This window comes from Moraxella sp. CTOTU48841 (assembly GCF_032061225.1).
GTDB lineage: Bacteria > Pseudomonadota > Gammaproteobacteria > Pseudomonadales > Moraxellaceae > Faucicola > Faucicola cinerea.
In genome coordinates this window covers 181,871-206,677 of record NZ_DAMBFQ010000003.1, presented here as the reverse complement: position 1 = coordinate 206,677, position 24,807 = coordinate 181,871, and the positions used below count along the sequence as shown (strand labels likewise).

19 protein-coding genes and 2 tRNA genes are annotated in these 24,807 nt (G+C 43.5%); 11 read left to right on the top strand and 10 right to left on the bottom strand.

The window, feature by feature from the left end; translation table 11 throughout:
• Positions 1-114: 114 nt before the first annotated feature.
• The 5 genes from RT034_RS05405 to sdhC form a co-directional block, all read right to left on the bottom strand.
• Positions 115-3,057: a 2-oxoglutarate dehydrogenase E1 component gene (locus RT034_RS05405; RefSeq protein WP_313014620.1), complete on the bottom strand. Its 2,943-nt coding sequence runs from the start codon at positions 3,055-3,057 to the stop codon at positions 115-117.
• A gap of 427 nt (positions 3,058-3,484) precedes the next feature.
• The gene (locus RT034_RS05400; protein ID WP_007115066.1) at positions 3,485-4,195 is read right to left on the bottom strand and encodes a succinate dehydrogenase iron-sulfur subunit; all 711 of its coding nucleotides are present in this window, start codon (positions 4,193-4,195) and stop codon (positions 3,485-3,487) included.
• Positions 4,196-4,272: 77 nt separating this feature from the next.
• Entirely contained in the window at positions 4,273-6,135 is a 1,863-nt protein-coding gene (gene sdhA, locus RT034_RS05395) for a succinate dehydrogenase flavoprotein subunit (RefSeq protein WP_313014771.1), read from the bottom strand.
• A gap of 98 nt (positions 6,136-6,233) precedes the next feature.
• Positions 6,234-6,569, bottom strand: coding sequence for a succinate dehydrogenase, hydrophobic membrane anchor protein (gene sdhD, locus RT034_RS05390; RefSeq protein WP_036594948.1), 336 nt, complete (start codon positions 6,567-6,569; stop codon positions 6,234-6,236).
• Positions 6,569-6,958: a succinate dehydrogenase, cytochrome b556 subunit gene (sdhC, locus tag RT034_RS05385; RefSeq protein ID WP_071586266.1), complete on the bottom strand. Its 390-nt coding sequence runs from the start codon at positions 6,956-6,958 to the stop codon at positions 6,569-6,571. Before sdhC ends, sdhD begins: the two co-directional genes overlap by 1 nt.
• A 778-nt stretch (positions 6,959-7,736) precedes the next feature.
• On the opposite strand from sdhC, the gene gltA reads away from it, so the two are divergent.
• Positions 7,737-9,023, top strand: a complete 1,287-nt coding sequence (gene gltA, locus RT034_RS05380; RefSeq protein WP_313014609.1) for a citrate synthase — start codon at positions 7,737-7,739, stop codon at positions 9,021-9,023.
• A 133-nt stretch (positions 9,024-9,156) separates the two neighbouring features.
• Here the strand turns inward: gltA and nfuA are convergent, their stop codons facing one another.
• Positions 9,157-9,774 carry a Fe-S biogenesis protein NfuA gene (gene nfuA / locus RT034_RS05375; protein ID WP_036594945.1) on the bottom strand — a complete coding sequence of 206 codons (618 nt, stop codon included), beginning with the start codon at positions 9,772-9,774 and terminating at the stop codon, positions 9,157-9,159.
• A 284-nt stretch (positions 9,775-10,058) separates the two neighbouring features.
• Between nfuA and RT034_RS05370 the strand changes: the two genes are divergently transcribed.
• Both RT034_RS05370 and RT034_RS05365 read left to right on the top strand, forming a co-directional pair.
• Positions 10,059-11,162, top strand: a complete 1,104-nt coding sequence (locus RT034_RS05370; RefSeq protein ID WP_313014604.1) for a bifunctional nicotinamide-nucleotide adenylyltransferase/Nudix hydroxylase — start codon at positions 10,059-10,061, stop codon at positions 11,160-11,162.
• 68 nt (positions 11,163-11,230) lie between these two features.
• On the top strand, positions 11,231-12,637 hold the full coding sequence (locus RT034_RS05365) for a nicotinate phosphoribosyltransferase (protein ID WP_096489427.1): 1,407 nt from the start codon (positions 11,231-11,233) through the stop codon (positions 12,635-12,637).
• A gap of 57 nt (positions 12,638-12,694) precedes the next feature.
• On the opposite strand, the gene coaE is transcribed toward RT034_RS05365, so the two are convergent.
• Genes coaE through pilB form a run of 4 tightly spaced genes read right to left on the bottom strand, consistent with a single transcriptional unit; the run spans position 12,695 to position 17,215 of the window.
• Positions 12,695-13,351, bottom strand: a complete 657-nt coding sequence (gene coaE, locus RT034_RS05360) for a dephospho-CoA kinase (protein WP_313014599.1) — start codon at positions 13,349-13,351, stop codon at positions 12,695-12,697.
• A complete protein-coding gene (locus tag RT034_RS05355) occupies positions 13,348-14,202 on the bottom strand; it encodes a prepilin peptidase (RefSeq protein ID WP_313014594.1) in 855 nt (284 codons plus the stop codon). The genes coaE and RT034_RS05355 overlap by 4 nt, the downstream gene beginning before the upstream one ends.
• Positions 14,203-14,228: 26 nt before the next feature.
• Positions 14,229-15,452 (bottom strand): type II secretion system F family protein, encoded by a 1,224-nt coding sequence (locus tag RT034_RS05350; protein ID WP_313014589.1) that lies wholly within the window; start codon positions 15,450-15,452, stop codon positions 14,229-14,231.
• 56 nt (positions 15,453-15,508) lie between these two features.
• Entirely contained in the window at positions 15,509-17,215 is a 1,707-nt protein-coding gene (gene pilB, locus RT034_RS05345) for a type IV-A pilus assembly ATPase PilB (RefSeq protein ID WP_313014584.1), read from the bottom strand.
• A 424-nt stretch (positions 17,216-17,639) separates the two neighbouring features.
• Here pilB and tpiA point away from each other — a divergent pair, with 424 nt between their 5' ends.
• From tpiA to RT034_RS05305, 8 genes are all read left to right on the top strand, one after another.
• Entirely contained in the window at positions 17,640-18,458 is an 819-nt protein-coding gene (tpiA, locus tag RT034_RS05340) for a triose-phosphate isomerase (protein ID WP_313014579.1), read from the top strand.
• Positions 18,459-18,555: 97 nt separating this feature from the next.
• Positions 18,556-18,861 (top strand): preprotein translocase subunit SecG, encoded by a 306-nt coding sequence (gene secG, locus RT034_RS05335; RefSeq protein WP_050324874.1) that lies wholly within the window; start codon positions 18,556-18,558, stop codon positions 18,859-18,861.
• A 110-nt stretch (positions 18,862-18,971) separates the two neighbouring features.
• A tRNA-Leu gene (locus tag RT034_RS05330) sits at positions 18,972-19,056 on the top strand.
• Positions 19,057-19,124: 68 nt separating this feature from the next.
• A tRNA-Met gene (locus RT034_RS05325) sits at positions 19,125-19,201 on the top strand.
• Positions 19,202-19,413: 212 nt separating this feature from the next.
• Complete coding sequence (gene rimP, locus RT034_RS05320) at positions 19,414-19,923, top strand: ribosome maturation factor RimP (RefSeq protein ID WP_050324873.1); 510 nt, start codon at positions 19,414-19,416, stop codon at positions 19,921-19,923.
• 117 nt (positions 19,924-20,040) lie between these two features.
• The gene (nusA, locus tag RT034_RS05315) at positions 20,041-21,522 is read left to right on the top strand and encodes a transcription termination factor NusA (RefSeq protein WP_007115082.1); all 1,482 of its coding nucleotides are present in this window, start codon (positions 20,041-20,043) and stop codon (positions 21,520-21,522) included.
• Between the two features lie 13 nt (positions 21,523-21,535).
• The gene (gene infB / locus RT034_RS05310; RefSeq protein ID WP_239743410.1) at positions 21,536-24,265 is read left to right on the top strand and encodes a translation initiation factor IF-2; all 2,730 of its coding nucleotides are present in this window, start codon (positions 21,536-21,538) and stop codon (positions 24,263-24,265) included.
• Positions 24,266-24,370: 105 nt separating this feature from the next.
• Entirely contained in the window at positions 24,371-24,760 is a 390-nt protein-coding gene (locus tag RT034_RS05305; protein WP_007115084.1) for a ribosome-binding factor A, read from the top strand.
• Positions 24,761-24,807 lie beyond the last annotated feature (47 nt).

Genomic DNA, 24,807 nt, shown 5'->3' with positions numbered 1-24,807 from the left:
CTTTCATTTTTAATGGGTTAAATTCATTGTTGTCTTAGCACTCGGCGCAATTGCCTATACCAAAAACCAAGAAGGATTAGTACACATCTATTGGGTACTAATCCTTTAAAACGCTTAGTCAGTCGCTTGTTTTTCTGCGATTTCCGCTTTAGCTTCTAGCTTATCTTCGGTCGAATCTTCATTCTTTGGTAGACCTAATGCTTCGTTGATAACTTTTTGTTGTTGGGCAACGTGCATTTGCATCGAACCGGCGGCAGGTGCTGCTGATGAAGGACGAGCTACTGGCTCAAGCAAGTAGGCTTTGGTCGGACGAGTCGCTGGTTTTGGCGGTGCAATCAAACGGAATAAGTGCGGTGCTAGATAGTACCAAGCGCCTTGGTTACGTGGCTCTTCTTGTGTCCAGACAATGCCTTCAAGGTTTGGATATTTTGCCACTTCTTCCAAAATACGTGCTTCAGGTAATGGATAAAGCTGCTCGATACGCACAATCGCCACATGGTTGAGACCCAATTCACGACGTTTTTCAAGCAAGTCATAATATACTTTACCGCCACACAACACTAAACGCGTCACTTGGTTATTATCAAGTTGGTCAATCTCTGGAAGCACGGTTTGGAACTGACCTTGCGCAAGCTCTTCAAGCGTTGACACTGCCAATTTATGACGTAGCAGTGATTTTGGTGACATCACAATCAGCGGTTTACGCGCTGGGCGAACCACTTGACGACGCAGGGCATGGAAAATCTGTGCAGGTGTAGTTGGGGTTACCACTTGCATATTATCTTCAGCACATAGCTGCAAGTAACGCTCTAGGCGCGCTGATGAATGCTCAGGACCTTGACCTTCATAGCCGTGTGGTAACAGCATGGTCAAACCACAAAGACGTTGCCATTTGGTTTCACCTGAAGAAATAAATTGGTCAATAACCACTTGTGCGCCATTGGCAAAGTCACCAAACTGCGCTTCCCAAATCACTAGGGCATTAGGTACCGTCGTTGCGTAACCGTACTCAAACGCCAATACCGCTTCTTCTGACAACAATGAGTTAAAGGTATCAAAGCGTGCTTGGTTAGGACTCATGTTGGCAAGCGGTACATACATACTGCCGTCTTTCATGTTGAACAGTTCTGAATGGCGATGCGAGAAAGTACCACGTCCCACATCTTCACCCGTGATACGCACAGGATAGCCTTCTTCGACCAGTGACGCATAAGCCAAGGTTTCTGCTGCACCCCAGTTCAAGGGTTCTTGACCGGTTTGCATGGCTTTGCGCTGTTCAACCACTTTTTGCACTTGGCGTTGTAGCTCATAGCCTGCTGGCATTTGCGCCATTTTCTCACCATAAGCTTTTAATTTATTGATATCAACGCCCGTATCCCAATTGTCTTCAAGCTTATGACCAATATAAGGTGTCCAATCTACATACAGCGTTTTATTTGGCTCACGCACCAGGGCGCTAGCAACATATTCGCCTTTATCGAGTGACTCACGGTAGTCATCTTCAAATGCCACAGCTTCTGCTTTGCTAATAACGCCTTCAGCAACCAATTTATTGGCAAATAGCTCACGAGTACTTGGCAGTTTTTTGATGACCGAATACATAAGTGGCTGAGTGGCTGAAGGTTCATCGGCTTCATTGTGACCGTTACGACGGTAACAGTACATATCAATCACGATATCTTTATGGAAAGTTTGGCGATAGTCGTGGGCAAGCTGCGCCATAAATACCACGGCTTCTGGATCGTCACCGTTTACATGAAAAATCGGTGCGTGTACCATTTTGGCAATGTCGGTACAGTATTCAGTTGAACGCGCATCTTCTAAGCGGCTGGTGGTAAAACCTACTTGGTTATTGATAATAATATGCAGCGTACCACCTGTTGAATACGCACGGGTTTGTGACATTTGGAAAGTTTCTTGGTTGACACCTTGACCGGCGAACGCGGCGTCACCGTGTACCACGATTGGCAAAACGGCATCACCGGTTTTATCTTGACGGCGGACTTGACGGGCACGCACTGATCCAATCAATACAGGCGATACAATCTCAAGATGCGAGGGGTTAAATGCCAATGCCAAGTGCGCTTCACCGCCCGGTGTCATCACGTTAGATGAATAACCGTTGTGATATTTTACGTCACCTGAACCCACGGTCGGTTGTTTTTTACCATCAAACTCATCAAACAAATCTTTAGGGTTTTTACCTAAGATATTAACCAATAAATTTAAACGCCCACGGTGTGCCATACCGATAACCATTTCTTTGGTTCCGTTTTCACCCGCACGCTGAATCATCTCATTGATCATCGGGATAAAGCTCTCGCCACCCTCAAGACCAAAACGTTTCACACCAGTGTATTTACGCGCTAAGTATTTTTCTAACCCTTCGGCTGCGGTCAAACGCTCAAGGATAGATTTACGTTTTTCATTGTCAAATTTGACATAACCAAGATTTTGTTCTAGGTATTTTTCAATCCAGCGTTTTTCTTTGGCGGTGGTCACATGGAAATATTCTGCACCGATGCTGCTACAATAAACTCGCTCTAGCACTTGAATAATTTCACGCAGTGTGGCTTTATCTTTACCGATATTTAGGTCACTGACAGGGTAGACGGTGTCTAAATCCGCTTCAGATAGACCATAATAGGCTAAAGTCAATTCTTCAACTTCTGGACGTGGCATGAGTCCTAAAGGATCTAAATTAGCAATACGATGACCACGACGGCGATAACTGGTAATCAGTTTTTGCACGCCCATTTGGTTGTCCGCAAATTCGCGAATTTCAGAAGGACTGACGGCGCCTGCAGCTGATTGAGCGGTAACTTTGTGGGCAGTGGTGTTGCGAGCTAATAGCAAAAATTGGTCTTGGATAGTATGGTGAAGGGCGTTTTTATCATCATCTTTGGCAAACTGCGCAAAGTAAGGAATATATTTTTCATCAACGCTTTGTGGATCTTGAAGATACTGTTCATAGAGTGATTCAAGATAGACTGCGTTATCTGCTGACAGTTCAGTAAACTGAGCAGATGAGACAGAAGTTTGGTTTTGATTAGCCATGATTCTTTCTACTGTAGTATTTAAAGGTGGAAATAAAAATTTTAGGGAATAGCCTAGCATTTTTATAATTAACAAAAAATTTTGTTAAGGTAATAGTTACCATTCATTTACTAAATATAGCGACTCACGCCGCTTGGCGTGTATATAAATGGCTATCAAATGGCAGTAAAAGAAGAGTAATGTGAAAGTTAGTTTTCTCCTTCCTTAGAAAATCTAAATGAATATTCCCTATAGATACCTATCGTATATTATACAAAATTCATGATAATTTATCTCATTCATTAGGCTGAAAAGGTATAAAAAATATTATGATATTGGGATATGATTTATTACTTTAATTAATAGATAGCCAGTTACTATGAATTTATCACATCCCAATAAAAAAAGCCCTGTCGATACAGAGCTTTTTTGTCACCAAATTTTGGTACTAACCTGCTTGATCTAAAAGCATGTTACGTAAGTGACCAATCGCTTTGGTAGGATTCAAGCCTTTTGGACAAACTGACACACAGTTCATGATGCCACGGCAACGGAACAAGCTAAATGGGTCGTCTAAACGCGCTAAACGCTCCTGTGTACTAGTATCACGGCTATCTGCTACAAAGCGGTAACCATTCAACAACGCAGATGGACCTAAGAACTTGTCTGGGTTCCACCAGAATGACGGACAGCTGGTTGAACAACACGCACATAGAATACATTCATATAGACCGTTTAACTTTTCGCGGTCTTCAGGTGACTGTAGACGTTCAGTCGGTGGCGCTGGCTGGTCATTAATCAAGTACGGATGAACTTTTTCATATTGCTCATAGAATTGGTTCATATCTACCACTAAGTCGCGTACGACAGGTAAACCAGGTAGCGGGCGTAAAGTAATTTTTTGTGGCAGCGTGTTCATGTTGATAAGACATGATAGACCGTTTTTACCATTGATGTTCATACCGTCAGAGCCACAAATACCTTCACGGCACGAACGGCGGAAACTGATGGTTTCGTCCATTTTTTTCAAACGGACAAGTACGTCTAATAACATACGGTCAGAGTCTAAAAGCTCAATTTGGTATGTCTGCATACGGGGTGCTGCGTCTTTATCTGGATCGTAGCGGAAAATCTCGATGGTGCGAGTACCTCTGCTCATAATGCTAAACTCCACACGTTTATGGTATTGGTTTATAGGGTCTTTACAATAGTTTGCAAAGACCAAAAAAATATTAATTAGAATGTACGCACTTTTGGCTCAACATAGTCTACAGTCAGTGGGCTCTTACGAACAGGTTTGTAGATAACACGGTTGCCTTCAGAGAACCAAAGGGTATGTTTCATCCATTCTTGATCATTACGACCAAGCGGGGCATACGCATCATCTGCCGCACGTTCGTAGTCAACGACGGTGTGCGCGCCACGACATTCTTGACGCAGGGAAGCTGAAATCATTGTCGCTTTGGCAACTTCATAGAGGTTAGCCACTTCAAGCGCTTCAATACGTGCGGTATTAAACACTTGCGATTTATCAGCTAGGTGAAGACTATTGACCTTACTTTCAAGTGCCAAGATTTTTTGTACGCCTTCATTCATTGATGCTTGGGTACGGAATACACCTGCATGTTGCTGCATGATACGACGGATTTCGTCAGCCACATCTTGCGCATTTAGCCCTTGAGTAGATTGCTGTAACACATTCAAACGCGCCAAGGTTTTGTCAAGAACACGCGGTGATAAGGGCTCATAGTCATGACGGTCAGCGGCGTGGAACTCATCAATGATATGCTGACCCGCTGCACGACCAAAGACTACCAAATCAAGTAGTGAGTTTGTACCTAGACGGTTGGCGCCGTGAACGGATACACATGAACATTCGCCGATTGCATATAAGCCTTTCACGATTTTTTGCTGGGCGTATAAACCTTCCGCATCCGTACCTGCCTCAAGATCTGGCATGACAACCTGACCATGAATATTGGTTGGGATACCGCCCATTTGGTAATGGATAGTCGGTACAACTGGAATTGGCTCTTTGGTAATATCAACGTTCGCGAAGTTTTTACCAATTTCATAAACCGATGGTAAACGCTTCATGATGGTATCCACACCTAAGTGCGTCATATCAAGTACCACATAATCACCCTGTGGACCACAACCACGACCTTCTTTGATCTCTTGGTCCATTGAGCGTGATACAAAGTCACGCGGTGCCAAGTCTTTTAGGGTTGGCGCATAACGCTCCATAAAGGCTTCGCCATCTTTATTGCGAAGTAACGCACCTTCACCACGACAACCTTCGGTCAATAATACGCCCGCACCCGCGACGCCTGTTGGGTGAAATTGCCAAAATTCCATATCTTGTAGTGGAATACCCGCACGCACTGCCATACCTAGACCGTCACCGGTGTTAATAAAGGCATTAGTAGACGCAGCGAAAATACGACCTGCACCCCCCGTTGCTAGCACAGTTGTTTTCGCTTGGAATACGGCAACACGACCTGTTTCTTGCTCCAGCGCGATAACGCCGTTAATGTCGCCTTTGCTATCTTTGACCAAATCTAGCGCAATCCACTCGATAAAAAACTCTGTACCTTGCTCAAGATTTTTTTGATATAGCGTATGCAATAATGCATGACCTGTACGGTCAGCTGCCGCACACGCACGTTGTACCGCTTTTTCACCATAGTTGGCAGTATGACCGCCAAATGGACGCTGATAAATCGTACCATCTGCGTTACGGTCAAATGGCATGCCCATATGCTCAAGTTCATATACCACTTTTGGTGCTTCACGGCACATATATTCGATGGCGTCTTGGTCACCTAACCAGTCAGAACCTTTGATGGTGTCATAAAAGTGAAAGTGCCAGTTATCATCACTCATGTTACCCAAACTTGCGCCAATACCACCTTGCGCAGCGACCGTGTGAGAACGCGTTGGGAACACTTTGGTTAATACCGCAACATTCATACCGCCTCGCGCCAATTGTAGCGACGCACGCATACCAGAGCCACCGCCGCCAACGATAACCGCATCGAAGGTTAAGGTTTGAATATTGCTAATGGTGTTGTCTTGTTTTGTTGCCATTGCTTTAATTTCCTAAATGATGGTTCGATTCTATCCCCATAAATGCTTAAAAAGCCCTGGATGTCAAAATCGATAAATACGTTAACAAAATTTATCTAACAGGATGTTTAGAAGAAAATCATCACGCCCCAAAATAAATAAACCAAGACTGCAAGAATCATGGCAGATTGCAGCACAAAACGTAAACCATTTGACTTAACGTAGTCTGTTAATACAGTCCACATCCCTACCCACGCATGACCCACTAATGCTAGTATCATCAATAGCGTAAATAAGCGCATCGGTAGGCTTAGCATAAAGCCTTGCCATAATTCAAACGTTGGTTGGTGGGTTAAGAACCAGCCCAACATCACCAATGAATAAACTGCCAGTACAACCGCACTAATACGTTGTACCACCCAATCGCGAGAGCCTGAGCCTGTTAAACCTGTTGCACTTTTCATTAGAACATCACCCATACAAATGAACCCACAACCCAAAGCGCTGCAAGTACAAAGCCAATGAATGTCGCAGTGCGACCACTGTTTAATTCTTCATTCATGCCCATGTCGGCAAATAAATGTTTGAAACCCATCACAAAATGGTAGCCTAATGCAGCCACAAAGATCCAAGCCAAAAACTTCACCAATGGGTTGGTGAAAATATCTGCAAAGCCTTCAGCACTGGCAAGCGACGTTTGAAAAATCCATAACATCACAGGAATTAGGAGAAATAGCACCACACCAGAAACACGGTGGGTAATTGAAGCCAAAGCAATTGGGTTTTTTGAATTAACATTAATTACTTGGCTTAAAGGAAGGTCAATCGGTCGGTTGCTTTTCACAGCGGGCATCCTTTATTCGCAGTTATAACTTACCTGTGTTATCGCTATGCCAATATCCAAAATATCAAGCACGAACTTCAAATCACTTGCAGGATTTGATGAATCACATAGCCTGTCAAAAAACAGGTAAATCGAAGATAAGGAATAGCTAGCGTACTTTGGATTATTCACATAATAGATAGTTATTAGCCGCAAACCTAATCGTATCTCACAATTAAAAACTAATAAATTACAAACTAATAATCGACAAAAAGCCACCCACAATTTACTTTTTAATTTTGTTAAATCACAAAGCTAAAGAGTAAATTATGTTTAGCAAATATTAATAATACAAAGCTAGCCACCAGTAAAATTTTTATAATTATAAGAGTCTTTGATTACAAATACAAACAAAAACAGAAAAAAAACCATCTTTTATCAAACCCCTGTAGCGCACTATTAAAATTCAGAAATAATTTGATAATATTGCGCGTTTTGAGACTTACCTATCTAGATATTTAACCGCATTAAGGGTTGATACAATGTCAGTAGCATAGAGCATAGTTTTAGTTAACTCCTGTTAATTATAACTAAATGTTTGTACGCGTAAGGCGTAAATTTACTTTCATTTTTGGCAAAAATGCTGTTAATATAGATATGTTTTAGTTTTGGGTTTTCGCTATTTTTTCGCTATTAAAGTCGCCCTGCACGTCTCTGTGTGGCGGGGCAGTCACCTATCCTTGTTAAATGCACCTACGCATTTGAGCAAGTATAGGTCTTCTTTTTTTTACACGTCTGAGAGGATTTTATGTCAGAGAAAGACAATATTGCAACCTTGCACGTCAATGGCCAGGACTATGAGCTTCCTATCATTGAAGGAACATTAGGCGATCCTGTACTCGATATTAAGGCCGTACCCCAAGCTGGTTTTTGGACATACGATCCAGGTTTCATGTCAACCGCTTCCACTGAATCAAAAATCACCTTCATTGATGGTGATAAAGGTATCTTATTACACCGTGGTTACCCAATTGACCAATTAGCTGATAAAGCCGAATACTTAGAAGTTGCGTATGCACTCATTCATGGTGAATTACCCAATGCTGAGCAAAAAGCTGACTTCTACGAAAAAGTTCGTAAACATTCAATGGTAAATGACCAATTACGTCGCTTCTTTGAAGGTTTCCGCCGTGACGCTCATCCGATGGCGATTATGGTCGGTGTGATGGGTGCATTATCTGCGTTCTACCACAACAATCTTGATGTCAGCAAACAAGACCATCGTGAAATCACTGCGATTCGTTTGATTGCTAAAGTGCCTACCATCGCCGCCATGTGCTACAAATACAGCAATGGTCAACCATTCATGTATCCGCGTAATGATTTAAACTACGCTGAAAACTTCTTACACATGATGTTTGCAACCCCAGCGGATGTTAACTATAAAGTCAATCCAATTTTAGCTCGCGCAATGGACAAAATCTTTACCTTGCATGCTGACCACGAACAAAATGCCTCTACGTCAACTGTACGTCTAGCAGGTTCTACGGGCGCTAACCCATACGCTTGTATTGCAGCGGGTATCGCGGCTCTTTGGGGACCTGCGCACGGTGGTGCCAACGAAGCTGTACTTAAAATGCTGGATGAAATCGGCAGCGTAGACAACGTTGACGAATTTATGGAAAAAGTCAAACGTAAAGAAGTGAAATTAATGGGCTTTGGTCACCGTGTTTATAAAAACTTTGACCCACGCGCCAAAGTGATGAAGGAAACTTGTGACGAAGTATTGGGCGAGCTTGGCATCAAAGATCCACAACTTGAACTTGCGATGAAACTTGAACAAATCGCCTTGAATGACCCGTACTTTAAAGAGCGTAACCTATATCCAAATGTTGACTTCTACTCAGGTATCATCCTAAAAGCCATCGGTATTCCAACCTCTATGTTTACCGTAATCTTTGCTTTAGCACGTACTTCTGGTTGGATTAGTCACTGGTTAGAAATGCACTCTGCACCTTACAAAATCGGTCGTCCACGTCAGTTATATACTGGCTACACCCAGCGTGATTTTGTGGCTGTTGAAGACCGCGACTAAGCCAATGCTTCAAAAATGTTTCGAACCAAAACCCAGTGTTACACTGGGTTTTTTATTATTAGATGTTAATCAATAAAAAAGGACGTTTTGCAACGCCCTTTTCATTTAACTATAACTTGCTAATCACTTCACCTTACTTATAAAACGCATTGGCAGTATACGTATGGTCAGTCTCATCAATCACTTGGGTTAATTCTGGGATTTGCTGTTTTAGCGAGACTTCAACCCCTTGTTTTAGCGTCATATCAACTGCAGAGCAGCCCTGACAGCCGCCGCCAAATTTGAGCACGGCGGTGATACCAACCCCTTCTTCATGTACCAAATCCACCAATTGCACGTTACCCCCATGCGCCGCTAGATTTGGATTGATTTCTGAAGACAACACGTAATTGATACGTTCCTCTAGGCTCGCATTTTCACCCAGTTTTGGCACTTTTGAGTTGGGCGCACGGAATGTCAATTGACCGCCAAAACGGTCTTTATTGTAATCAATCACCGCATCTTCAAGATAAGGAATAGACGGGGTATCTATATAAGCGGTGAATGTCTCATAATCCAATTTTAAATCGTCAGGATTGTGTTCATCTGGCTGGCTATATGACATACAGCATTCTGCTCGCGGCGTGCCTGGATGTTCAACAAAAATACGTACGCCTATGCCGTCAGTATTTTGTTTTGCCAACAACTCAGTCAGATAACCTTGCGCTGAATCGGTAATTTTGATATTTGTGGTTTTTTCTGTATCGCTCATATGTCACCCTAGCTTGTCATCAATTTTTACCCATATTTTAGCATAAACTTGAGTAATTTACTCGGATTTTATTGGGGGTGGTTGTTTGGCTTATCAAGGGTTGTCACAATATTTTTTAGGTAAGCTAAAACTTCAATCGAGCAATCATCTTTAACCAAAAATAACTTGGCATTGGTTGAAAGTTTAGGCAAGATAGTTAAAAAAACATGCTTTGTCACCGAACTTTATCACCAAAACGCTATTGGATAGACCGAGGGCGTTATCATTCGCAAGGAGTTTGCGTCATGCCAAATAACACGACTGACACTATCACGGTTACTAAAAACGACTTTAACGAGGATAAAGGGCGTTTTAGCACACCCAAAAATAAAAAAGGCTATCAATATGATTATTTGGTGTTTATCGGGCGTTTTCAGCCGTTTCATTTAGGTCATAAATCGGTTGTCGATGAAGCATTAAAGCTTGCTGAAAATGTGATTATGCTCATTGGCTCTGCCAATTTGCCAAGTAGTATCCGCAATAGCTTTAGTGTCGAAGCACGTAGCCAAATGATTTTGGGCGCTTTTGACAAAAAAGATGCCAAGCGTATTCATTGTGTCGGTTTGGATGACGCCTTATACAATGACACCAAGTGGCTTCAATACGTGCAGCACTGCGTCAAGTCGGTTACCGGCGATTTAAACGCCAATATTGGTCTAATTGGGCATTCAAAAGACAGCTCATCGTATTACTTGTCACTTTTCCCAAATTGGCAGTCAGTGGCTGTGCCCAATTTTCATGAGTTGTCTGCCACGCCAATCCGTGAAGGCTTTTTGCTGGGTGCCGATCCGTTAACCGATACGGTACCGCAATCGACAACCGATGTCATGAAGGCATTTAAAAAGACCGAAGCATATAAACGCCTACACGAAGAGGCTGGCTTCATTGATAAATACAAAAAACAATGGGAATCAAGCCCCTACCCACCCACCTTTATGACTGTTGATGCCGTGGTCATTCAATCAGGACACATCTTATTGGTTGAGCGTCGTAGTATGCCAGGTCAAGGGCTATGGGCATTGCCTGGTGGCTTTATTGACCCTAAAGAGACACTATTTGACGCCTGTATTCGTGAGCTACGTGAAGAGACTCGGTTAAAAGTACCTGAAGCGGTTCTGCGCGGTTCACGCCATAGTCAACACACCTTTGATGACCCGTATCGCTCAGCTCGTGGTCGCACCATCACCCAAGCGTTTTACTTTGTGCTCAAAAATGACCCCAAAGGCTTACCGTCGGTGAAAGGTGGCGATGATGCCAAAAAAGCGTTTTGGCTACCCTTGGCTGAATTAAAAGCCGATAAACTGTTTGAAGACCATTATGCCATTATTTGTAAAATGGTGGGTCTCTGATTTTTTCCCGCCAAACTGATAGACGGTTTGGTTTAACCTGCGTAAGCAATCACCAGAGGAGTTCTGTGATGTTTAGTCAAAATTTTGACAATTTTATTTTAAATACCGATAGCTATAAGACGTCGCATTGGCTGCAGTACCCACCAAATACCGAGTACGTATCTAGCTATATTGAAGCGCGTGGCGGTAATAGCAACTTTGAAAATGTGCTATTTTTTGGTCTACAAGCTTTTTTAAAACAGTATCTTACCAAACCCATTACTCACGCTGATATAGACGAAGCCAAAGTGCTACTTGCTGCTCATGGCGTACCGTTTAATGAGGCAGGCTGGCGACAATTAGTCGCCAAACATGGCGGTCTATTACCACTCCGCATTCAAGCGATACCAGAAGGTATGGTGGTGCCAACGGGTCAAGTATTGTGTCAGGTGGTGAATACCGACCCTGAGTTTTACTGGTTGACGAGCTATATCGAAACCACGCTATTGCGTGCTATTTGGTATCCTAGCACTGTGGCAAGCCTTTCTTATTATTGTAAACAAATCATCAAAGCAGGCTTGGAAAAATCCGCCGATAACTTAAATAATCTACCGTTTAAATTGCATGATTTTGGCGCCCGTGGGGTGTCTAGCCTTGAATCAGCTGCGCTTGGCGCTCTTGCCCACTTGGTAAATTTTTCCGGTACAGATACCTTAAGTGCGATCGTGGCTGCCAATCGTTGGTATGGTATGCAAAATGACATGACGGCTTTTTCCATTCCTGCAGCAGAACATAGCACCATGACCACTTGGGGTCGTGAGCATGAAGCAGATGCCTATGGCAATATGATTGCCAAATTTGGCGGTGAAGGTAAAACCTTTGCGGTGGTGAGTGATAGCTACGATTTATGGAATGCCATTGATAATATTTGGGGTGGTGAGCTAAAAGAAAAAGTGGCGCAAACAGGGGGCACGTTAGTCATTCGCCCTGATAGTGGCGATCCGATTAAAGTGGTTCGTGAAGCCCTGCAGCGCCTTGCAGCAAAATTTGGCACCACCACCAACTCAAAAGGCTATAAGCTACTGCCTAGCTATGTGCGACTCATCCAAGGGGATGGTATTAATCCCACCAGCATGGGTAAAATTATTGATGCGGTGATTAAAGCCGGATTTAGTAGTGACAATATCACCTTTGGGATGGGTGGCGGACTACTGCAACAAGTCAACCGCGATACCTTGAATTTTGCCATGAAGACCAGCAGTGCACGGGTGGACGGTTTTTGGCGAGATGTATATAAAGACCCGATTACCAGTGTGAGCAAACGCAGCAAACGCGGGCGTTTAGCCTTGGTCAAACGTCAGGGTAGTTATATGACGCTGCGTGAAGATGAGCTTGCTGAGCAAAATAATTTGTTGCAGGATGTATTTTTGAACGGTGATTTACTAGTTGATGATACGCTAACCGCGATTCGTCAACGCTCATCGGTAAAATCATAATTTAACTTGTCGCAATCTTAACAGCCGTCTTAATCAGACGGCTTTTTATCGTTAAAGCTAATTAACCCCTGCCATTGCCAAATATTTTTGGTGCAACTGTTCAAGTTTTAAATACAAATCGTCTAAGCTACCGTTGTTATCAACTATGTCATCAGCTTGCCTGAGCCTGTCATGACGCGACAGTTGATTTGCCATGATATTTTGAATACGTTCAGGTGTTTGACCATCGCGTTGACTAGCACGCTCAATCTGCAAGGATTCATGACTATCAACCACCAAGACTCGCTCACACAGATTGGCTAATCCCGCTTCGGAGGCTTCTAACAGTAAGGGTGCTACCAAAATTACATAGGGCGACTGTGCAGAGGCTAGTAATTCTTTGGCACGGCTGCGAATGGCAGGATGGGTGATTTGTTCCAAATCCATTAACGCTTGCGCACTACCAAACACATGCTCTCGCATAGCACGGCGATTAAGCTCACCTGCCTCATCAATCACCCAGTCACCAAATTTGGCGACAATTTTTTTTAGCGTTGGCGAATCTTTGGCAACGACTTCACGTGCCAATACATCGGCATCAATAATGACAATTCCATGCTCAGCAAACCAACGGCTCACTTGTGATTTGCCGCTACCGATGCCACCTGTAAGCCCCACTACCAACATAGCAATCCCTCCTTGATTCACGGATAATTGACCCATAAATGACTTCATGCCATTTTGCCTAGATACCACGACATTATTGGTTGCCCATACAAAAGCGCTATCATGCCGGCAATCGCGATATAAGGTCCAAAAGCAAAAGGTTTGCTTTCACCAGATCGCTTCATCAATATTACACCCACAACCGAGCCGACAAACGCAGATAAAAGTACAATTAAGGGTAGCATCAAAGGCCCTAGCCAAGCCCCCAAAGCCGCTAATAATTTAAAATCGCCATGCCCCATCCCGTGCTTGCCCGTAATCAGCAAAAACAGTTGGTAGACAATCCACAAGCATAAGAACCCAAACACATAGCCAAAAATAGCCGCTGTGGGACTGACAAACAAGCTAAAGGCATTGACGAATAATCCTAATCCCGCTAACGGCAATGTAAATCGGTCAGGCAACAACTGGGTATCAAAATCAATGCCTGTCAAAGCCACTAATGTCCATGTGAGTGCTAATCCTGCCAGCGCTTGCCAAGTGACGCCAAATTTCATCACCACCAACACAGACAAAATAGCGGTGATGATTTCCACAAGCGGATAGCGATAACTAATGGCGTTATGACACTGACTACATTTTCCTCTTAGCAGTAGCCAGCTAATAACAGGCATATTTTCAAACCAACGTATTGAATGCCCACAATGCGGGCAACGAGAAGCAGGACTGCTTAAGGTAATGGATTCATGATTGTCAATAACGGTTTCTGGATGGAGCAATAGCTGGCATTCGTTCTTCCACTGCTGCTCCATCATCAAAGGCGTGCGATAAATCACCACATTGAGAAAACTGCCCACGCATAATCCCAATAAAGCTACGATAATCAACGTCAGCCATTGCGACTGTTGTAATAACAACATAAAATCTGAAAAAATCCCCATCGTATTTAGCCCACCACCGAGCCCATTTGGAAAATTGGTAGATACATGGCAATCACCAGACCCCCTACCAGCACCCCCAAAATAGCCATAATCATCGGTTCCATCAGGCTTGTTAACCCATCTACGGCGTTATCCACTTCATTTTCATAATAAGTCGCCACTTTATCAAGCATCTCCTCTAGACTACCTGACTCTTCACCAATACCGACCATTTGGATAGCCATACTCGGGAAAAGATTGGTAGAACGCATCGAAAACTGCAGCTGTTGACCCGTCGCAACATCGCCTTTAATTTTTTGCGTGGCATTATAAAACACCACATTGTTGGTTGCCCCAGCGGTTGAATCTAACGCATCAATCAGCGGCACACCTGCGGCAAAAGTGGTAGATAAAGTGCGGGAAAAACGGGCAACCACCGCTTGATAAGCAATATTGCCAAAGATTGGTAATTTTAAGGTAAGTCGGTCTAAAAAATCATTAAAGGGCTTGCTACGTTTTTTAGCTTCAGAAAAGCCAATGACAGCGCCTGCAATGCTAAATAGCAATAACCACCACCATTTTTGCATCCACTCCGACATATTGACTACCATTCGGGTAAATGCGGGTAACTCTGCGCCAAATGAATTGAATAAATCAGCAAACACCGGTACTACTTTGACCAGCAAAATAATGGTAACGATAATCGCCACCACGATAACCGCAATCGGGTATTTCAAAGCTTTTTTAATTTTTGCTTTTAGTAGCTCGCTTTTTTCTTTGTACGTCGCGACACGCTCAAGCATGGTTTCAAGCGCACCTGATTGCTCACCTGCCTCTACTAATGAACAAAACAAGTCATCAAAATATCTGGGATGTTTGCGCAGCGCTGCAGCAAAGGTGCTCCCCGATTCCACTTCTGACTTGACACTAAGCACCAACTCTTTCATTGAGGGGTTATCGAGCGCATCTGCAACGATTTCAAACGACTGTGTAAGGGGTACACCTGCTTTCATCATCGTAGCCAACTGACGCACAAAGATAGCAATATCAATTGCCTTGATGCTTTTTTTCATTTGAAAAATGGGCTTAGGTTTTTTCTTAATCGTCTTGACTTGGATGCCCTGCTTACGTAGTTGCGCCTTTGCCAGCTCAATATTGCGGCTGGTGGTTTCGCCTTTGACTTTCTCGCCACGGCGATTGACCCCATCATAGACAAAGTCTAATAACATTTCTGTTTGGACTTTTGCCATACCCTTAACCCCTTACTATCTCAACTAATCTTCAATAAAGACGGATTAAAAACGCACTATTCGCTAGTAACTCGATACATCTCTTGGATACTGGTCGTGCCTTGTAGAACCTTTAAAATACCTGAGCGCCTTAAATCTCTAAACCCTTGCTTTAAGGCAGCATCTTTAATCTCAATAGCGTTGCCGTCTTCCATAATAATTCGGGCAATCTCAGGCGTCACTTTCATCACTTCATAAATACCAACACGTCCTTTATAGCCATCGCGACATTCAGCGCAGCCAACGGGCTCATAAATGACATTGCTGGGATCTGCCAAATCTTCTTCCGTAAAACCCATTTCAAGCAAGCTATTTTTTGGCACATCTGTCGGTTTTTTGCAGGATTTACACAGGCGACGTGCTAAGCGCTGTGCAATTACCAAATTAACTGAGGTGGCAATGTTAAAAGATGCCACCCCCATATTACGTAGACGCGTTAAGGTTTCTGGCGCTGAGTTGGTATGCAAGGTTGACAGCACCATATGCCCTGTTTGGGCAGCTTTGACAGCAATTTCAGCGGTTTCCAAGTCACGAATCTCACCGACCATCACAATATCAGGGTCTTGACGCAAGAATGATTTGAGCGCACTGGCAAAGGTCAAGCCAACTTTATTATTCACATTGACCTGATTGATGCCTTCAAGGTTAATTTCAACGGGATCTTCTGCAGTGGAAATATTGGTCTCAACCGTGTTTAAGATATTAAGACCGGTGTACAAGGAGACGGTTTTACCCGAACCAGTAGGGCCGGTAATCAATAACATCCCTTGCGGTTTTGCCAGCGCATCCATAAATAGTTGCTTTTGGTCAGCCTCATAGCCGAGTGCATCAATGCCAAGCATCGCTGATGATGGATCTAAAATACGCAGTACGATTTTTTCACCAAATAAGGTTGGCAGTGAGTTGACACGAAAATCAATCGCCTTATCCTTGGAAATTTTTAACTTGATACGACCATCTTGCGGCACGCGGCGTTCAGAGATGTCCATTTGTGACATGACTTTCAGGCGGGCAGCAATTTTACCCGCTAGCTGCGTCGGTGGATTTGCCATTTTTTGTAACACCCCATCAATACGAAAACGCACGCGATAAGATTTTTCATAGGGTTCAAAGTGTAAGTCTGAGGCGCCCATGGTAATGGCTTTGATGAGCATCCCATTAACGAACTTGACGACAGGCGCTTCATCATTGACATCTAAATGACTGGTGGCACTATTGTCGTCATCGGCGCGGGTTTCATCAAACTCCACCCCTTCCATATCATCAAAATCAGCTAAATTAGAGCTAGCAAAGATTTTTTCGATGAGTGATTTGATTTTGTGGTGTTCGGCAACCACTGTTTCAACGTTAAACCTTGTACCAAATCGCAGCGCATCTAAAGCATCTACCCTTGTTGGGTCGCTCATGGCAACAAATAAGCGGCTACCTCGTTGGAAAATCGGCAGAATATTAAATTCGCGAATAATTTTTTCATCAACCGCTTCTTTTGGAATATAGTTGACATTGATGGCATCCAAATCAATGAGGGGATCGCCAAATTCTCGCGAAATCACCCACGCTACTGCGTCTGGTTGCGCCAATTTATTGTCAACCACATAGGCGATTAAATTTATTTTTTGCTGCTGCGATTCTGCCAATACTTTTTGCATTGCTGCTTCGCTAATTAGTCCTTCATGCACTAATCGTGACGCAATGCCACCAAAACCAGGAAGTGATGCTGCCATTGTTTTTCTCGTTCCCTCAATATTGATTCAAATGGGCTAATGTTTGCTAGTGTAAACTATTCATTTATATATTAACAAATCATTCTCGACAAATCCGTGAATTCAACGATAAATAATTTGTTATCGAATTTTATCTCTATCAATCACCCTTCATAAAATGATTGTCATATGTTATCCCTTCTGCAAACACCTCACTTTGCGTAACCCAATAATTTATTCGGCAAATCGCGGCAATTGCTTATATAATACCTACCATTTTACGCCTGATATTTTAAATACTCCTATTTTCATATCTTGATATCTTTAATTGGTGATGTTTTATATCATGATATGTTAAATAGCGTTACTTATATTTTAATGTTATCTTGACATTTATACTTTGCAAATTCATAGATAACCACTTACCTCAATTGACAGGGACATTATGAAAGCATCTGATTATGTAGCAAATTGGCAGAATTCTTGGGTGATTGCTAATTGGAAAATGAATCCTAGCACACAGCTGACTGTCACAGCACTCATGACCGATTTACAGCAGCAGATACCTGCAGATGCACTGCAACGCTGTAACGTGGTTATTGCGCCGAGTTTTATACATTTATCGACCACACAACAAGCCATCCAACATGGGTCATGCAACATCGGGCTAGCTGCGCAAAACTTATGTGCACAACACGCCGATAAAGGCGCGTTTACTGGGGAAGTTTCGGGTGCTCAGCTCAAAGACGCTCAAGTAAATTACGTTTTAGTCGGACATTCAGAACGCCGTCAATATTTTAATGAAGATGACACTTGTTTAATCCAAAAAATCCGCCATGCCTTTGCACATGATTTAACCGTTGTTTTTTGTATCGGTGAAACACAAGACCAGTACGAGCAAAATCAGACCCAAGATGTGCTATCAGCACAACTAACGGTAGTTAAACAACTAGCCGCCGAATTTGCTAATACCCAATTGGGTAACTTAGCATCGCGATTGATTATTGCTTATGAACCCGTTTGGGCAATTGGTACAGGTAAAATCCCAACCATACAAGAAGTACAAAATATTCATGCCTTTATCAACACCACTTTAACGGACATCGATGCCTCTTTAGCGACCACACCGATATTGTATGGCGGCAGCGTGAAAGCGGACAATGCTGCAGAAATCGCCCAATGCCCAAATGTAAATGGGGTGTTGGTAGGTGGGGCATCACTAGACGCGACGAACTTTACACAAATTATTCAAGCGTTTGCCTAAATTTAAGGTAAAATATCACCCATTTAAAATTTCTTACTTTTGCCACTGACAGCGTTCTTGTTGGGCATCAGTGCTATCAAGTTTTGTAGAGATAAGTATGTATAATGCAATTTTAGTGGTTCATATCATTGTCGCGATTTCAATGATTGGTCTGATTTTGGTCCAACATGGTAAAGGTGCCGATGCGGGCGCTTCATTTGGTGCAGGGGGTTCGGCAACCGTATTTGGTGCGTCTGGCTCTGCCAATTTTTTGACGCGCTTGACGGCGGTTTTAACAGCAATTTTCTTTATCACCAGTATGACACTGGCAGTATTTGCTAAACAGCAATCGGTATCTAGTCGTACCCTTGATACCAGCCTAGCGACTAATACTGCGCCTGCAAGCCCTACACCTGCCAAATAAGTTATTAAAAAAAATGTTGCGTTATTGGTAGTTTTGACCTAGAATACAGCGTCTATTTTAGAGTGTTGTTATTTAAAAAAAACAGCTTGGTTAAAGTAGTTTGGTTTTTTGCGATTGTGGTGGAATTGGTAGACACGCTACCTTGAGGTGGTAGTGCCGCAAGGTGTGAGGGTTCGAGTCCCTCCATTCGCACCAACTAAATTAATTTTAAATAACTATTGACAAGGTTAATATCTAACTCTATAATACGCTCTCTAAATTGTTGCGGGGTGGAGCAGTCTGGTAGCTCGTCGGGCTCATAACCCGAAGGTCGTTGGTTCAAATCCAGCCCCCGCTACCACTTTTCTAGTAGCATTGCTTTGGTATCATTACTAGAAAAATCAATTTAGACACACTTTTATTGATTTAAAAGCCCACCAATTAGTTTGTGGGTTTTTTTGTATCTGTTAGTTTCGAAAAAACTTAAGTTTTGCTAAATTAGCGGTTGCGTTTTAGTAATGTGCCAATTTTTAAAATCAACAAAGATGTTAATAATCAACTCTAAAGGATATCATGAAACTATCAACGAAAGTTGCTGAACTGACCCAAATCATTGAGCCAGCAGTAACTGCCTGTGATGTGAGCTTGTGGGGTATTGAGTTTGTACCACAAGGTCGACGCTCTCTTCTTCGTATTTATATTGAAGCCCTACCTGAAGACCGTGCCGAAGGCAAACAAGTCACCATTGAAGACTGTGCTGCGGTCACCCACCAAGTCGGTGGTGTGTTGGACTTGCACGACCCGATTGCAGGCGAGTATCTACTTGAGGTGTCTTCACCTGGTTTAGACCGCGCGTTTTTTTCTGCTGAGCAGCTGCATGACTATGTGGGGCAAACCCTCAGCTTACGATTGATTCATGCGATTGGACAAGGTAGTGATAAGCGCCGTAAAGTAACAGGCGAATTGGTCAATATTGACGAGCGCCAGTTGACGGTCAAAACTGAAAATGATCAAGTCAATGACCAACTTTTAACCATCGAGCTTGATAATATTGATAAAGCCAATTTGGTCTACCAATTTTAGCTTTTAAATTTGGGGTTAACGCCTTTTTTACGCTATGTCTTCTAGCTAACTTTTTTCTAGCTAAAAGCAAGATTTTAAAGAATAAAGTCTAGAATGACTTAAATTATAGGTGATTACATGAATCGAGAAATTTTAACGGTCGTTGAAACCGTCAGTAATGAAAAAGGCTTAAATCCTGAAGATATTTTTGAAGCGATTGAGCAAGCCTTGGTAGTATCGACCAAAAAGAAAGTTTATAGTGAGCAGCCTGAAGTTGCCGTTCGCGTGCATATCAATCGCAAAACGGGTGACTATGACACTTACCGTTATTGGACAGTAGTGGCAGATGAAGATCATGAAATGCCTGCCTGTCAGCTAGCGATTAGCGATTTGGATGAAAACGAGTGGAAAATCGGCGACGTCAAAGAAGAACAAATCGAATCCATTGAATTTGGCCGTATTGCCGCTACCCAAGCCAAACAAGTCATTATTCAAAAAATCCGTGAAGCTGAACGCTCACTGGTGGCAGATGCGTTTGAACATCGTATCGGCGAGATGATTACGGGTGAAGTCAAAAAACCGGCGCGCGATGGTTACATCATTGATTTGGGCGATAATGTCGAAGGCTATCTACCACGCGATAAAATGTTGCCACGTGAGCAGCTACGCATCAAAGGTCGTATCAATGCGATTTTAGAACAAGTCAATCGCGATAACCGTGGTGCTCAGCTCGTATTGTCTCGTACCTCACCACAAATGCTGACGGCACTGATGCAAAAAGAAGTACCAGAGATTGCTGAGCAAATAATTGAAATTCGTGATGTTGCGCGTCAACCTGGCTTACGTGCTAAGATTTCAGTCAAAACCAATGACCATCGTATTGACCCTGTTGGTGCTTGTATTGGTATGCGTGGCACCCGTATCCAAGCCGTGCAACAAGAGCTTGAAGGCGAGCGTATCGACGTCGTGGTATGGTCGGATGATGCAGTGCAGTACATCATTAGCGCTTTGGAACCTGCGGATGTCGATCGTATTATTCTTGATGAAGATACCAAAACTGCAGATATCATCTTTGCCACTAACGATCAGTTGGCCCGTGCGATTGGCTCACAAGGTCAAAACGTGCGCCTTGCATCAGAATTAACAGGCTATCGTCTTAACATGATGCTCGAAGACGAGTACAATGCACAACAAGAATCAGAAACCAAAGTGTATCGCGACCTATTCTACACACGTCTTGAAGTCGATGAAGATTTGGCACAAGCCTTGGTGGATATTGGATTTACCTCACTTGAAGAAGTTGCGTATGTCCCTGCTGAGACTTTTTATGATATCGATGGGCTGGATGATGACGCCATCGACGCAATCCAAGAACGTGCCAAAGAAGCGGTAATTGCCGATGAATTGGTCAAACAACAAAATATTAAAGAGCCAAGCCAAGAGCTTCTAAACCTTGAAGGCATGACTCAAGCATGGGCCTACAAGCTTGCCGAACGTGACGTCATCACCGTCGACGACCTTGCCGAACAAGCCATCTTTGATATCCAAGATATCGAAGGTCTTGATGAAAAGACCGCAGGTGAGCTCATTATGAAAGCCCGTGAATCATGGTTTAATTAAAAAAGGTGTATGAATGGCAGATAAAACCGTAAAAGAACTTGCAGCAATGACCAACAAGACCGTTGAAGCAATTAATAATCAACTGGTCAAGGCAGGGCTGTCTGCGCGCGGTGACAATGACATCGTCACCGATAGCGAACAACAAAAACTGGTCAGCTTTTTACAACAAAGTCATGGTCAAAATGACAAACCTCGCATTAGCTTAAAAAGCAAAACCACTTCTACTGCGCGGGTGACAGGCACTTCTGGTAAAGCCAAAAGTGTCAATGTTGAAGTACGCAAAAAAATGGTATTTGATAAACCAAATCCCAATAAAATCGCTGAAGAACTAGCGTTGCGTGAAGCAGCGGCCAAAGAAGCTGAAGAAAAAGCGCGTTTGGCAAAAGAAAAAGCCGCCCAAGAACAAGCTGAAAAAGACAAAGCCAAACAAGCCGCTGAAGCGCGTCAACAAGCCACTTTAGCTGCCATGCGTGCTAACTTAGGTGGTGGTAGTCAAGCTGCCAAAGAGCACACAACTACCAGTGTGGTAGTGAAAAAAGGCAATAAAACCGCTGCAATCGAAGTCAAAAAAGCTGACAAAAAACCTGCGCCGAAAAAAGAATCGGATAGTGAACGCAAAGCGCGTGAAGCAGAAGAAGAACGCTTACGTCAAATCGAATCAGAAAATCGCCGTAAAGCCGCTGAAGAAGCTCAGCAGCGTACCCTTGAGCAAATGCGCCAAATGGCGAGTAAATATAGCGAAACCGATACTGAAACTACGATGGTTGTCAAAAAAGATGAACCATTGGCAGAAGGTTTGGTGGGCGCAGCGCTTGAAGATTCATTTGAACAAGAACGCCGTGAAATTAAACGCGGCACCGCAAGCACTGCCAACAAAAACCGTCGTCGTCGCCGTGACGATGAAGGTGAGCAAGAAATTAAGAACCGTGGTCGCGGCCTAAAATCATCGCAAGCCAATAGACACAAATTTGAAAAACCGGTTGAGAAAATCGTGCATAACGTTGAAATCGGTGAGACCATCGTGGTGTCTGAACTTGCCCAAAAAATGGCAATCAAAGTACGCGAAGTCGTCAAAATGTTAATGAAAATGGGCGAGTTGGTCCGTGAAAACGAATCCATCGACCAAGAAACCGCTGCCCTACTTGTTGAAGAAATGGGTCATAACCCAGTGCTTGTCAGCTCAACGCAAGTTGAAGATTCACTACGTGAAGCGGTTGGCGAGAAAAGTAGCAACGTGCAAGCGCGTCCGCCTGTGGTTACCATCATGGGTCACGTTGACCATGGTAAAACGTCCCTACTCGATAAAATCCGTTCAAGTAAAGTGGCATCGGGCGAAGCAGGTGGTATTACTCAGCATATCGGTGCTTATCATGTGCAGACTGACCAAGGCGTTATTACTTTCTTAGACACCCCAGGTCACGCCGCATTTACCGCGATGCGTTCTCGTGGTGCCAAAGCGACGGATATCGTGGTGTTAGTGGTCGCAGCCGATGATGGTATGATGCCACAGACCGCTGAGGCGATTGACCATGCGCGTGCAGCGGGTACCCCGATTATCGTGGCTATCAACAAGATGGATAAAGACAGTGCCGATCCAGACCGCGTCCTCAACGAACTGACCACCAAAGAAGTCGTTCCTGAAGAATGGGGCGGTGACACACCGGTAGTCAAAGTCTCTGCGTTAACAGGTCAAGGCATCGATGAATTACTTGAAGTGATTAACCTACAAGCAGAAGTGATGGAACTTGAAGTTGCTACTGATGGTGCAGCACAAGGTGTGGTGATTGAATCACGTCTTGAAAAAGGTCGCGGTGCAGTGGTCAGCCTACTGGTCAAACAAGGTACTTTAAATCAAGGTGACTTGGTACTTGCTGGCGAATATTATGGTCGCGTTCGTGCTATGACCGATGAAAACGGTCAAAAAATCACCTCAGCGGGCCCTTCAATTCCTGTTGAAATCTTAGGTCTGCCTGATACACCAGCGGCTGGTAGCGAGTTTATGGTGGTTTCAGATGAGAAACGTGCGCGCGAAGTTGCAGAATATCGCACGGTTCGTGAGCGTGAAAAAGTGCTTGAACGTCAAGCCAAATCACGCTTAGAAAACTTATTTGACCAAATGAGTGATGCAAAACTGCCTTCCGTTAATTTGATTCTTAAAACTGACGTTCGAGGTTCACTAGAAGCCTTGTTAACCGCGCTTGATGAGTTATCTACCGATGAAGTTAAAGTTAAAGTCATCTCATCGGGTGTCGGTCCAATCACCGAATCGGATGTGGTACTCGCCGAATCAAGTGAAGCGGTATTATTAGGCTTCAACGTTCGTGCTGATAGCGCTGCCAAACGCAAAGCTGATGAAGCAGGCTTAGATATTCGCTACTATAGTGTTATCTATGGGTTGATTGATGACGTGAAAGCAGCGATGAGCGGTTTACTTGCGCCAGAACATCGTGAGCAAATCTTGGGTATCGCAGAAGTACGTGAAGTCTTCCATTCTAGTCGCTTTGGTTATGCAGCCGGTTGTATGGTGACAGAAGGTAATATCATCCGTAACAAGCCAATTCGGGTATTGCGTGATGACCAAGTTATTTTCACGGGTCAATTACAATCATTACGTCGCTTTAAAGAGGATGTTAATGAGGTGCGCGCTGGTATGGAGTGTGGTCTAGCGGTGAAAGGTTATGAAGTAAAAGAAGGCGATAAGATTGAAGTCTTCGAAATTCATGAAGTCAAACGTACCTTATAAGCTAAGCTGACAACCTAATACTGCCAGCTTGCTATTAGCAACCTTCCAAGGGGTCTAATTAATCTAGGTTAATTAGACCTTTTTTTACCATAAAAAGGATTACCAATGAATCAACGTTTACAACGTCTTGCCGATCAAATTCAGCGCGACCTAGCGGTTTTGATTCGTGACGAGATTAACGACCCCCGCTTGACTGGGTTTGTGACCATTTCTAGTGTCAAAATCAGCCCAGATTTGGGTTATGCTGATATCTATGTCACCATCATGGAAAAGTCGATGGATGATGCCATGGCAAAAGATTATCATACCGAGAGCTTAGAAGTGCTCAACAAAGCATCAGGTTTTTTGCGTACTGAGCTCAGTCATTTGTTAAAAACCCGCACTACGCCCCGACTACGCTTTCACTATGATGAAGTGACAGCTAACGCTAACTATATGATGAATCTGATTTCTAAAGCGGTACAAAGTAGCGAAGGTCAGCCATCAGACGACTGATGCGTTGTAGGCTATGATAAGCCTATTTGTCACTTTGAGTCATTAAC

Bases quoted from the DNA above. Each gene is read 5' to 3' on its own strand.
- RT034_RS05405 (WP_313014620.1), bottom strand. From the start codon at position 3,057: ATGGCTAATCAAAACCAAACTTCTGTCTCATCTGCTCAGTTTACTGAA.
- RT034_RS05400 (WP_007115066.1), bottom strand. From the start codon at position 4,195: ATGAGCAGAGGTACTCGCACCATCGAGATTTTCCGCTACGATCCAGAT.
- sdhD (WP_036594948.1), bottom strand. From the start codon at position 6,569: ATGAAAAGTGCAACAGGTTTAACAGGCTCAGGCTCTCGCGATTGGGTG.
- sdhC (WP_071586266.1), bottom strand. From the start codon at position 6,958: ATGCCCGCTGTGAAAAGCAACCGACCGATTGACCTTCCTTTAAGCCAA.
- gltA (WP_313014609.1), top strand. From the start codon at position 7,737: ATGTCAGAGAAAGACAATATTGCAACCTTGCACGTCAATGGCCAGGAC.
- nfuA (WP_036594945.1), bottom strand. From the start codon at position 9,774: ATGAGCGATACAGAAAAAACCACAAATATCAAAATTACCGATTCAGCG.
- RT034_RS05370 (WP_313014604.1), top strand. From the start codon at position 10,059: ATGCCAAATAACACGACTGACACTATCACGGTTACTAAAAACGACTTT.
- RT034_RS05365 (WP_096489427.1), top strand. From the start codon at position 11,231: ATGTTTAGTCAAAATTTTGACAATTTTATTTTAAATACCGATAGCTAT.
- coaE (WP_313014599.1), bottom strand. From the start codon at position 13,351: ATGAAGTCATTTATGGGTCAATTATCCGTGAATCAAGGAGGGATTGCT.
- RT034_RS05355 (WP_313014594.1), bottom strand. From the start codon at position 14,202: ATGTTGTTATTACAACAGTCGCAATGGCTGACGTTGATTATCGTAGCT.
- RT034_RS05350 (WP_313014589.1), bottom strand. From the start codon at position 15,452: ATGGCAAAAGTCCAAACAGAAATGTTATTAGACTTTGTCTATGATGGG.
- pilB (WP_313014584.1), bottom strand. From the start codon at position 17,215: ATGGCAGCATCACTTCCTGGTTTTGGTGGCATTGCGTCACGATTAGTG.
- tpiA (WP_313014579.1), top strand. From the start codon at position 17,640: ATGAAAGCATCTGATTATGTAGCAAATTGGCAGAATTCTTGGGTGATT.
- secG (WP_050324874.1), top strand. From the start codon at position 18,556: ATGTATAATGCAATTTTAGTGGTTCATATCATTGTCGCGATTTCAATG.
- rimP (WP_050324873.1), top strand. From the start codon at position 19,414: ATGAAACTATCAACGAAAGTTGCTGAACTGACCCAAATCATTGAGCCA.
- nusA (WP_007115082.1), top strand. From the start codon at position 20,041: ATGAATCGAGAAATTTTAACGGTCGTTGAAACCGTCAGTAATGAAAAA.
- infB (WP_239743410.1), top strand. From the start codon at position 21,536: ATGGCAGATAAAACCGTAAAAGAACTTGCAGCAATGACCAACAAGACC.
- RT034_RS05305 (WP_007115084.1), top strand. From the start codon at position 24,371: ATGAATCAACGTTTACAACGTCTTGCCGATCAAATTCAGCGCGACCTA.